The 10,711-nt window shown below is 66.0% G+C and carries 9 protein-coding genes; all 9 read right to left on the bottom strand.

What is annotated here, in order from left to right; genetic code table 11:
- Positions 1 to 133: 133 nt before the first annotated feature.
- Positions 134 to 1,051: a peptide chain release factor N(5)-glutamine methyltransferase gene (prmC, locus tag VQ045_RS13800; RefSeq protein ID WP_327647549.1), complete on the bottom strand. Its 918-nt coding sequence runs from the start codon at positions 1,049 to 1,051 to the stop codon at positions 134 to 136.
- Entirely contained in the window at positions 1,044 to 2,123 is a 1,080-nt protein-coding gene (prfA, locus tag VQ045_RS13805; RefSeq protein WP_327625934.1) for a peptide chain release factor 1, read from the bottom strand. The genes prmC and prfA overlap by 8 nt, the downstream gene beginning before the upstream one ends.
- Before the next feature lie 87 nt (positions 2,124 to 2,210).
- Entirely contained in the window at positions 2,211 to 4,460 is a 2,250-nt protein-coding gene (gene ptsP, locus VQ045_RS13810; RefSeq protein WP_442879870.1) for a phosphoenolpyruvate--protein phosphotransferase, read from the bottom strand.
- A 201-nt stretch (positions 4,461 to 4,661) separates the two neighbouring features.
- Positions 4,662 to 5,915 carry an aspartate kinase gene (locus tag VQ045_RS13815; RefSeq protein WP_331830523.1) on the bottom strand — a complete coding sequence of 418 codons (1,254 nt, stop codon included), beginning with the start codon at positions 5,913 to 5,915 and terminating at the stop codon, positions 4,662 to 4,664.
- Between the two features lie 232 nt (positions 5,916 to 6,147).
- Entirely contained in the window at positions 6,148 to 6,768 is a 621-nt protein-coding gene (locus VQ045_RS13820; protein ID WP_331830524.1) for a class I SAM-dependent methyltransferase, read from the bottom strand.
- Positions 6,756 to 7,472 carry a PIG-L deacetylase family protein gene (locus VQ045_RS13825; RefSeq protein WP_331830525.1) on the bottom strand — a complete coding sequence of 239 codons (717 nt, stop codon included), beginning with the start codon at positions 7,470 to 7,472 and terminating at the stop codon, positions 6,756 to 6,758. Before VQ045_RS13825 ends, VQ045_RS13820 begins: the two co-directional genes overlap by 13 nt.
- On the bottom strand, positions 7,469 to 8,563 hold the full coding sequence (locus VQ045_RS13830) for an acyl-CoA dehydrogenase family protein (protein WP_331830526.1): 1,095 nt from the start codon (positions 8,561 to 8,563) through the stop codon (positions 7,469 to 7,471). Before VQ045_RS13830 ends, VQ045_RS13825 begins: the two co-directional genes overlap by 4 nt.
- A complete protein-coding gene (locus tag VQ045_RS13835; RefSeq protein WP_331830527.1) occupies positions 8,553 to 9,767 on the bottom strand; it encodes a glycosyltransferase in 1,215 nt (404 codons plus the stop codon). Before VQ045_RS13835 ends, VQ045_RS13830 begins: the two co-directional genes overlap by 11 nt.
- Before the next feature lie 175 nt (positions 9,768 to 9,942).
- The gene (locus VQ045_RS13840; protein WP_327624707.1) at positions 9,943 to 10,239 is read right to left on the bottom strand and encodes a hypothetical protein; all 297 of its coding nucleotides are present in this window, start codon (positions 10,237 to 10,239) and stop codon (positions 9,943 to 9,945) included.
- Positions 10,240 to 10,711 lie beyond the last annotated feature (472 nt).

The following is a 10,711-nucleotide window of genomic DNA, read 5'->3' on the forward strand; positions in this document are numbered from 1 at the left end:
AGTCATCTCGAGCGTCCTGTGGGCTGCCGTCGAGCGGCGCCTAAAGGAACTGCCCCCTCGGATGTTCCGTACTGGCGGCGACCCTAGAGGGTAACGCGCGCCGTAACAAGTGCCTTTTCAACAATTAAGGCGGTCAACACTGGATCGAAGCGCGATCCCCCTCCTGCTCTGACAGCGGTTTCTCCTCCCGGCCGAAACTCAGGACGCGAACCACACCGGAAAAATCGCGTGTGCAAACGTGGAGATGCAACCCTTGTGATGCAAATATCGCCGCCACGTCGTCTTCCTGCCCCAGGCCAATCTCGACGATCACGCGGCCGCCGGGCCGCAAAACCGCGTCGATTCCCGCCGCGATCGCACGATAGGCATCCAGCCCATCCTCGCCACCGTCCAAGGCTGCCAGCGGATCATGCTCGCGCACGTCAACCGCCAGGGACGGAATATCGCCGCTCCGGATATATGGTGGATTCGACAGCACCAGATCAAGGGGGCCGCCGGCCGCCGCAAGATAATCCGACAGGACAGGCTGCATCCTGTCGGCAACGCCCGCCGCTTCGGCATTGCGGCATGCGGTTGCGAGCGCGCCTGGCGAGATATCGATCGCCAGAGCCCGCGACCGCGGAAACAGCGCCAGCAGCGAAACGGCGATGACACCCGACCCCGTGCCGATATCGGCGAAGAGACATTCCCCGCGCCGGTCGATAATCTCGGCCATCGCCTTGCGCGCCTCGTCGACGAGAATTTCCGTGTCCGGTCGCGGCTCCAGGGTGTCGGGAGAGATTTCGAACTCGTGCTCGTAGAAGGCGCGGCGGCCGAGGATGCGATGAACGGGCTCGCCGGCGAGCCGTCTGGCGAGGCGCGATTCGAGGCACGCCACCGCCCCGCTCGACACCGTCAGGGCGGACGCGGAATGAACCTCTCCCAGTGGGAGGCCCGCGCACTCGGCAATGAGCAGGCGCGCGTCGAACTCCGGCGTTGCCGACTGGGCCGCGCGCAGGCGCTCGATAGCGTGGCGCAGCAACGGGCCCAGCCTGTCGGCCGCCTCAGTCATCCACGCCGACGGCGGCAAGCTGGTGGGCCTGATGGTCGGCGACCAGGGCTCCGACCAGTTCGTCCATCTCGCCCTCGATCACGCGATCGAGTTTGTAAAGGGTCAGATTGATACGGTGGTCGGTCACGCGGCCTTGCGGAAAATTGTAGGTGCGGATGCGCTCGGAGCGATCGCCGCTGCCGACCTGTCCCCTGCGCGCGGCGGAGCGTTCGTCGTCAGCCTTCTGGCGTTCGAGATCGAAAAGGCGCGCCTTCAGCACCTGCATCGCCCGCGCGCGGTTCTGATGCTGCGATTTTTCCGACGATGTCACCACGATGCCGGTCGGCAGATGGGTGATGCGAACGGCCGAATCGGTGGTGTTGACGTGCTGGCCGCCGGCGCCCGAGGCGCGCATCGTGTCGATGCGAATATCCTCGGCGCGCACGTCGACGTCGATGTCTTCCGCCTCTGGCAGGACCGCCACGGTCGCGGCCGAGGTATGGATTCGGCCGCCCGATTCGGTCGCGGGAACGCGCTGCACCCGATGCACGCCTGATTCGAACTTCAGCCGTGAGAATACGCCGGGCCCTTGGATCGAGGCGATCACCTCTCGGTAGCCGCCGACCTCGCCCTCGCTCGCCGACAGGAGCTCGACCTTCCAGCGGTTCAACTCAGCATAGCGCTGATACATGCGAAACAGGTCGCCGGCGAAGAGCCCCGCTTCGGACCCGCCTGTGCCGGCGCGGATTTCCAGGATGGCCCCTTTTTCGTCGGCGGCGTCCTTAGGCAGCAGCAGGATACGAATCTCGTCCGTGAGCTGGTCGAGACGCTGCTTCAATTCGTCGATCTCGACCTCGGCGAGGTCGCGCATCTCGCGATCGGCGGTCGGGTCGTCCAGCAGCGAGCGGGAATCGGCGAGTTCCCGTTCCACCTTGCGATAGGAGCGGATCGCCGCGACCACCGCCTCCAAGCCGGAATATTCCGCGGCGAGCTTGGAATAGACGTCGTGCGCCGGCCCCTTGGCCATCTCGTTCTCGAGATGACCAAAGCGGGCCAGGATCTCATCAAGGGTCGAATTCGGCAGCGTCGCCATAATGTCCTGAAGCTGATGTCAAGGTGAATGGAGCGCGGCCCATGCCGCGGCGAAGAGGCGGGGCGTGCCGCCGATCACTGCGGTCCGCTAATACGGGATTCCATTGGCTTCCGCGAAATCGACGAGAAGCTGTCGCGGACTGGCCGCCAGTTGGCTGCCGTTGAGTTGCTGCGCCAGCGCCTCGGAAAGCTTTTCCGCCTCCAGTTCGACAATCATCGCCTTCACCGGACCGATCGAGGGCGGTGCCATGGATATGGAGCGGAAGCCGAGTCCAATCAACGCCATCGCCGAGAGCGGCTGACCGGCCATCTCGCCGCACAGCGTCACCGGGACATCGTGACGCTGCCCGGCATCGACGATCGACTTCAACGCCCGCAGGAACGGCGCCGACAAATCGTCGAAGCGCGTGGCGACACGCGCATTGCCGCGATCGACGGCATTGAAGAACTGGAACAGGTCGTTCGAGCCAACGGACACGAAATCGAGCACTTCCATCAGCTCGTCGAGCTGGAACAAAAGCCCCGGCACCTCGATCATCGCGCCCACCTTCAGCCGCTTCGGCATGACATGGCCGAAGCGCGTCAGATGCTTGAACTCGCGGCTGATCATCTCGCGCGCTTGCCTGAGCTCCGACACCTCCGTCACCATCGGAAACATGACGCGCAGTTCGCGCCCGGCGGCCGCCTTGAGCAACGCCCGCAGCTGGGTGCGCATCAAGCCGGGACGGTCGAGGGCAAGCCGCAGCGCCCGGTAGCCCAGCGCCGGATTTTCCTCCGGCGACTGGCTGAGATAAGGCAACACCTTGTCGCCGCCGACATCCAGCGTGCGAAACGTCACCGGCCGGCCGTTGGCCGCATCCATGACCGCCGAATAGAGCCGCTCCTGATCGCGCGCACGCGGCATCGTCGAAGCGACCATGAACTGGAGTTCGGTGCGGAAAAGGCCGATGCCTTCCGCGCCTGCAGCGTCGAGCTGGGGCAGGTCGACGAGAAGGCCCGCGTTCATTTGCAAGCTGATCGGCACGCCGTCCTTGGTCTCGGTCGGCACATCGCGCAGCGAATGATAGCGCTCCTGGCGCTTCGCCCGGAACTTCACCTTGTCGGAATACAGCGCCTCGAGTTCCGGAGGTGGACGCAGATGAACGCTGCCGTCCTCGCCGTCGACGATGATCGAATCGCGGTTCTCTGACATCGAGACCGCGCCCTTGACCTGGCCCACGACGGGAATTCCCAGCGCTCGCGCGACGATGACGACGTGGCTGGTCGCAGCGCCCTCCTCCAGCACCAGCCCGCGAATGTCGTCCCGGCGATAGTCGAGCAACTCCGCCGCGCCCATCGAACGCGCGACGATGATGGCGTCGGCATTCTCCGCCCCGGCGTGGTCGTCGCGGCCGATCAGCTGGCGCAGCAACCGGTTGGCAAGATCGTCAAAATCATGCAACCGCTCGCGAATATACGGATCGGTCATGTGCATCATACGGGCGCGCATGTCCGACTGCACCTTCTCGACCGCGGCTTCCGCGGTCAGTCCGTTGCGAACCGCTTCCTGGAGCCTGCGCACCCAGCCCCGATCATGGGCGAACATGCGGTAGGCCTCGAGAACGGCGCGATGCTCGCCTTCGCCAGCCACGTCCCGGCGCGACAGCATGTTCTCGATCGACACCCTGAGGATGCAGAGCGCCTTGTCGAGGCGTTCGACCTCCGCTTCCGTGTCCTCATTGAACAGGTTGGTGACGACGACCCGCGGCTCGTGCAGAACCACCTTGCCCAGGCCGATGCCATCCGACAGGGCAGCACCATCGAAGCTGACCGGCCGCGACAGGTCGAGCGCGACACCGGGGCGTTGCAAGCCCTCCAGACTGCCGGCGGCGATCATCTCGGCAACGACCATCGCCACCGTCTCCAGCGCCTCGGATTCCTCGTCGCGATAGATTCGCGCGGATTTGTTCTGGACGACGAGCACGCCGAGGGTCCGGCCAGCGCGCAGGATCGGCACGCCCAGGAAGGAGTGGTAAACCTCCTCGCCGGTCTCTGGCAGATAGGTGAAGGCCGGGTGCTTTTGCGCCTCGGACAGGTTCAGCGGCCGCGCCGTCGCCGCGATCGTGCCGACGAGGCCCTCGCCAAGCTTGAGCTGGGCGAGGTGGACTGCCGCCGGATTGAGACCTTCGGTGGCATAGAGTTCCAACACCGCGTCGGCGCGCAGCACGTAGAGCGAGCAGACCTCGGCCACCATGTTCTGGGCGATGGAGCGGACGATCTGGTCGAGGCGCACCTGCGCGTCGAGAGGCTCGGCCATGAGCTCCCGGATGCGGCGCATGAGAACGCGCGGGCCTGACATGTCGCTTCTCAACAACGCGGTCTTCCGTTTCAGGGGCCGACAAAGCGTCGCAACCGATCCAGTCCGGCTACGCCACGGCCTGTCCCTACAAGATCACATACTCAGGTTCGCCGAGAACCCCATTGGGGAAATGAGCCGTGACCGCCAAGAAAAGTGCCTTGGCGTCCTCGATGGCACGATTCGGCGCGCCGCCCCAAGACATTACCCCTTATCGAGGCCATAGACCGAATGCAGAGCGCGAACTGCAAGCTCGGTGTAATCGCCATCGATCAGGATCGATATCTTGATTTCGGAGGTGGTGATGGCGCGAATGTTGACGCCGCGCTCGGCCAGCGCCTTGAAGGCAGTGGCGGCAACACCCGTATGGCTGCGCATGCCGACCCCGATGACCGAGACCTTGGTCAGCCCCTGTTCGCTCTGGATCGCGTCGTAGCGCATTTCCGCCTTGGCCTTGTCGAGCACGGCAGTGGCCTTGCCCAGATCGCCGGCCGGGACCGTGAAGGTCATGTCCGTCGAGGCGCCCGATTCGGAGATGTTCTGGACGATCATGTCCACATTCACGCCGGCCTCGGCGAGCGGCCCGAAGATGGCCGCCGCGACACCTGGCTGATCGGCCACTCGCCGCAGCGAGATTTGTGCTTCGTCCCTGGCGTAGGCGATCCCTGTGACGACCTGCTGTTCCACGATTTCATCCTCGTCGCAAATGAGCGTTCCCGGCGGGTTGTCGAAATCGCCCATGCCGGGCGCGTCCGGGTCGTCGAAAGAAGACCTCACGAAGGTGCGCACCTTGTGCACCATGGCGAGTTCGACCGAACGGACCTGTAGCACCTTGGCGCCGAGTGAGGCCATTTCCAGCATTTCCTCGAAGGAGATGCGGGCCATGCGCCGCGCCTTGGGCTCGATCCGCGGATCGGTGGTGTAGACCCCGTCGACATCGGTATAGATATCGCAGCGATCGGCGCCCAGCGCCGCGGCCACGGCCACGGCTGATGTATCGGAGCCGCCGCGGCCGAGCGTAGCGATGCGGTTGTCCGGCGCGATCCCCTGAAAACCGGCGATCACCGCGACCTGATTGTCCTCGAACCGCCGGATGATGTCGGACGCGTCGATCTCCTGGATGCGGGCCGCGCCGTGGGCGCCGTCGGTCTTGATGGCGATCTGCCAGCCTTGCCAGGAGCGCGCGTTGACCCCCATCCCCTGAAGCGTGATCGCCAGGATGCCGGCCGTCACCTGCTCGCCCGACGCAACGACGGCGTCGTATTCGCGCGCGTCGTGGATCGGCGAGGCCTCGCGGCACCAGCCGACGAGCTCATTGGTCCGGCCGGCCATGGCGGAGACGACGACGGCGACGTCGTGGCCCGCGTCGACCTCACGTTTGACATGCCGCGCGACGTTGCGGATGCGGTCGATGTCGGCGACGGAGGTTCCGCCAAATTTGAGGACGAGACGGGCCATGAAAACGGGTTCGTTGTCTTGGGGGACCGAGCCCCAGGGGTCCGATCGGTGACGGGTGCGGCGAACGCTTGTCACGGCGCGTTCTTGAAATGCCCAGTAAGGGTTAAGCGGGCGTTCCCTAGCCGATGCGGCCCGCAACTGCAATCGGGGGACGTCGGTTGGAACCTTGCTGGCGGCTCGCTAGCGCTCTGCCGCCAAAAGGATCGGGGGTCAGCTCTGGTTCGACCGCGCCTCATCCCCGGCTTCCTCGCGCGTGGCCCGAGACGACGCGCTTTGGTCCCGCATCGAAGGCGAGAGCCACATAGCGGGCGTTGCGGTAATGAAATCGCAGCCGCCAGCGCCGACGCAGGAATCGATTGGCCATCATGGTGGCGCGCGCCGGCAAGGTGGCCGCATCGTCGAAGGGAATGATGTGATGGAGGAGGACGATCCGCCCGCCCGGTGCGATCGCCTGTTCGAGTGCCAGCAGACAATGCCGGAGCGCCTCCGGCGACAAGTAGTAGAACACTTCCGAGACGACGATCAGATCGAATGGCCCTCTGGGCATTGCCTCCGGCAGCACGGCCTGCACGAATTTCACCCGATCTCGCCCTCGATTGCGGCGCCGGGCAATGTCCAGGGCGGTCGCCGAGCCGTCCGTCGCGGTCAGGCGCAGGCACCGGTCAGCCAATGCCGCCGTGGTTTCGCCATTGGCACAGCCGAGTTCCAGCCCTCTGCCGTAGCTATGCGAGCCGCAAGCCCGCAGCAGCACGCCGCGCTTGTAGTGCTCGAACGGTGCCGCAGCATAGCGCCAAGGGTCCGGATCGGCGGCGAACAGCGCCTCGAATCCCGCGACGTCGATCACCTTTCGCATGGCTGCCAGTAGATCTCTTCGGGTCCGGTCAGACGCGCGATGGTCGCAGGGTTCAGCCGGAAGCCGTCTGGGTCGTCGGCGATCAACTCGCTCGTCTGCGAGACATGCGCGGCCACGGCCACTCGCTTGGCCGCCTGATGCGAAGTGATGTCGAGGCGCCGTTCGACCATCTCGCCCGCCCGGGGCCGAGCGTCCGCCGCGCCCAGTTCGTCGAGCCAGATCGCGTATTCGAGCTGCAAGGGCTGCTGGGCCGCCGTCGTCAGGGCCGCGGTCACCAGCCCCCAGCTGTCGCGATGGTCCCGGTGCGGGTCGCGCCGCCAAGGCAGAAGGACGAGGTCAGGACGAAAATCTTTGACGATCTGCACAACCTTGCTCTTGGCTTCGCGCCAAAGCGCAGTGTCCTCGGCCGGCATATCGGCGTCCCGCAAACGCAGAAAGCTGCGCGGATGGTCGCCGGCGCCGAGGCATTCCAAGGCATTCGACGCTTCGACTTCGCGCTGGGCCGCCAACCGCTCCCGGGACCATGTTGCGGAGCCGGGATGCGACGCGCCGCCGTCGGTGACGAAGATCGTGTGGGTCTGCCGCCCGAGCGCCGCAGAGCGGGCGATCGCTCCGCCGCAGCCGAGCGATTCGTCGTCGGGATGCGGCGCGACGACAAGGATTCGCGCGGCTGCGAACGCCTGGGGAACTCCCGTGTTGGTCATGTCCGCGGCACCGCGCCGGGATGCCAGTCGCCCGTCGCCATCGCTTCGCCTAAGGATCGGAGCGCGCCATCCGGGTTCGGCTGACGCAGATAGGTCCGAAGATCGCGGACCAGTCGTTCCAATGGATGCGGCGCATTGAACCCCGCGGCTCCGACGGCTCGTTCCGCCGTTTCCAGAACCTGCAACGCGTTCGCCTCGACCGCGGATCGCGTCGCGTTGGCATAGGCCAGAAGCGCCTGCGCCGGGGCCTCATCGTCGGCCCGCCCGCTCTCGGCGGCGTCCCAGGCGCCGGCGGCCCGGTCGATCCAGCCATAGCCCGACTCGACGGCGATCCCCATGCGCGCCAGGCGATGCAGCTGGTGGGGGTCACCGGCTCGCCCGGTGCTGGTCAGATGGGCCAGCGCGGCATCAAGCACTGCATGCATGCCGCCGACATGCACGGCGGCGAAGCGGATGGCGCCACCGCTGAACCACGGCTCCCGGACATAGTCGTCCGGCTGCCCGAGGACATGATCGGCGTCGGCGGACACCCCGGTCAGGTCGATGATGTGACTGCCCGAAGCGCGCATGCCGAGCGGGCGCCACCAAGAGCGGTCGATCGACGCGGCGTCGAGCGGAGCCAACATCATCTGACGTCCTCCCGCCGTCGGCATCGTCACGATCGCCTGCGACAAGCCGTCGACGCCGGAAGCGTAGTTCTTCTTGCCGGCATAGTGTCCCTCTTCGAGCCGCAGCGGGTCGGTGGGAGCGTCGGTGTTCCAGACGCCGAACAATTCCCCCCTCTCCGCCTTGGCGCGATACGCTGCGGCCTGTTCCGGCGTCCCGTAGCGATAGACCAGCAGCAACGCGTTGGCATGCCCCTCGAAAATCCGGCCGGTGCTGAGATCGCCGCGGCCAATCGCGGCCAGAAGCCGCAGCAGCTTCGCCGTTTCGCCAGAGCCGACCGGCGGTTGCGTGGAGTAGCCGCGCGATTCCAGCACCGCGAACGCCTCATGGGGAAACTCGCCGTCCCGGTCTCGCGCCGCGGCAAGGGCGGCGAGACGATCAGAAAGTTCCTCCAGTTGCGCCGCCTCGTACAGATCATGCCGCACGGGACGCGCCCCCGAAACGTCGGATCAGCCCGTCCAGTTCGTCGATTGCCGCCCTGACCGGAACGGTCGCGATCGCGTCGGGCGCCTCGGGTGCGAAGCGTTCCACCAGTTCCTGCGGCGATAGCAGCTGCCCGAACGAATCGTGGAGGTCGGCCGGCAGAATGGAAAGACGCATGGCGGCCGTGGCGAGCGACGCCGCATCGCAATCACCGAGCGTCCGCAACAGTCGGCGGCGCCGCGCGCGTTCCAGTATCGCCGTTGGAGCCTCCACCAGATGCGGATCGCCGGCTTGTGTCGCCTTGACCCATTGCTTCAGACAGTCCGCCATTCCGCCAGCGGCGCGACCGGACAAACGCGCCGAGACCTCGACGATGACTTCCGGCGCGTGCCGCACCTTGAAGCCGCTTGAACGGACATTCGTCACGAAGGCAAGGTCCTCCCGGCGAGGCAATGCCGGCAGCCCACCGACCCGATCATACACGTCGGCCTTCACCGCAAGGCTTGCGCCGGTATGGTCGTGATGGCGCGGCCACGGATCATGCGGCAGCGGGTCGACGATCGCGGTCAGTTGGTCGCTTAGCATGGCAAACTCTTGCTGATCGCGCGCGCGGCGGAGAAACGCCGGGCCAAGCAAGGCTTCCTCGTCGACATTGCCGATCAGGCGTCCTCCGACGAGATCGGCGCCTTGGGAGATCGCAGCCAGATTGGCTTCGATCCAATTGTTCGCAGGTACGGCGTCGGCGTCGGTCGTCAGCAAGACGCCACTCCCATCCGACGGGCACAGCGCGCGGGCCGTGTCCAATGCGAGCCGCCGCGCCGAGCCGGCATGGGCGTCGACCGGTTCGAATGCGACCGTCACCGCATGAAGGGCGATGCCCGCATGCTTTTCCGCCTCCCGCAGAGCGGCCCCAAGCGAGTCGTCGCGACAATTGTTCAAAATGAGCACGACATCCAGCCGTGCAACGCCACGCCTAAGCCAGCTCTGCTTGGCCAAAGCGCGGATCAGCCCCGGAAGCCGCTCTGCTTCGTCCCGCGCCGGGACGGCGACCAACGGGCGTAGGTCGAGCGCCGTAGGGTTCGTGGCGAACAACGAAGGACGATGAACGACATTCGTCGTCGCACCAGGTGTTGGCGCGCCGGACCCCGCCGGATCGAAGATCGAAGCTACGTCCGGGGAATTTGCGATTTCTGTCTTGCGAAACATCTGATGTGCCGTCGAGGCTGGAACCTCTGCTCAAACAACAAGGCTCGTTTCCCTGTTCCACGGAGGCTTGAGCCAAATCGTTACCCGGCTTGCGAACAGCACCCAGGGGAACGACGCGCCGGACGCCAAGCGCGTGCCTCACCCGGTGCCTCTGCCGCCGGGCGAGCGACGGTCTTCAAGCCTTGTCGAGGAGGCTGCTGACAGTGCCCTTCGCATCGATTTGGCACCAGATTGGAGCCTGTCTGACCTCGTACCCGCCCCGGCGCTTATACGTGATCCGTGTGAATAGAGGCGCCAGATAACCACCATCCTTCAGGCTCTTCATTTGCCCATAGCTCCTGACGGTCACCTCGGTGGAGCCGTATGGCAGGGCGGCTTGCGCGACGGACTTCTTGCAGGCCCCGAGGACGCGGCGAGGCGTACCGGCGATTTGCTGGATGGAAGCCGACGAGGCCTCATCGCGGGTGAGCAAAGCGGCCTCTCCACCACTTGTTGGGCGAAGATACCGAGGCAAAACGATCGTGGGGTCAGCACCGGTCGCCTGCGGGCCGGGCGAGGCGGCGTTTTCCGCCGCGGCTCCGGAAGCGCTGCTCGTTCCAGAGCTGCCAGCCGATACGCCGGCAGATGCGTCACCGCCACCGGCCGAAACCCCTGCGGACGTACCGCCAGCCGACGCGCCAGCAGAGACGGCACCGCTGCTCCCCGCGCTCACTCCAACTCCGGCACCGCTCGCCGAAACGCCTCCGCCATCGCCGCCTATCGACGCGCCAGCCGACACCCCGCCTGCCGAGACCCCGGCGGACGCACCGCCCGACGGGCCGCCGCTGGCACTCACGCCGCCCGCGCCGACGTCGATCGCTCTAGCGGTGGCGGGAAACAAAAGGATGGCAGCGGCAGCAAGAACGATACCGGGTCTCGTCATTGGAAAGCTCCATGATGTCATT

It is taken from the genome of Aurantimonas sp. E1-2-R+4, from assembly GCF_036549515.1.
In the GTDB taxonomy this organism is placed as follows: Bacteria; Pseudomonadota; Alphaproteobacteria; order Rhizobiales; family Rhizobiaceae; genus Aurantimonas; species Aurantimonas coralicida_A.

Bases quoted from the DNA above. Each gene is read 5' to 3' on its own strand.
- prmC (WP_327647549.1), bottom strand. From the start codon at position 1,051: ATGACTGAGGCGGCCGACAGGCTGGGCCCGTTGCTGCGCCACGCTATC.
- prfA (WP_327625934.1), bottom strand. From the start codon at position 2,123: ATGGCGACGCTGCCGAATTCGACCCTTGATGAGATCCTGGCCCGCTTT.
- ptsP (WP_442879870.1), bottom strand. From the start codon at position 4,460: ATGTCAGGCCCGCGCGTTCTCATGCGCCGCATCCGGGAGCTCATGGCC.
- VQ045_RS13815 (WP_331830523.1), bottom strand. From the start codon at position 5,915: ATGGCCCGTCTCGTCCTCAAATTTGGCGGAACCTCCGTCGCCGACATC.
- VQ045_RS13820 (WP_331830524.1), bottom strand. From the start codon at position 6,768: ATGCGAAAGGTGATCGACGTCGCGGGATTCGAGGCGCTGTTCGCCGCC.
- VQ045_RS13825 (WP_331830525.1), bottom strand. From the start codon at position 7,472: ATGACCAACACGGGAGTTCCCCAGGCGTTCGCAGCCGCGCGAATCCTT.
- VQ045_RS13835 (WP_331830527.1), bottom strand. From the start codon at position 9,767: ATGTTTCGCAAGACAGAAATCGCAAATTCCCCGGACGTAGCTTCGATC.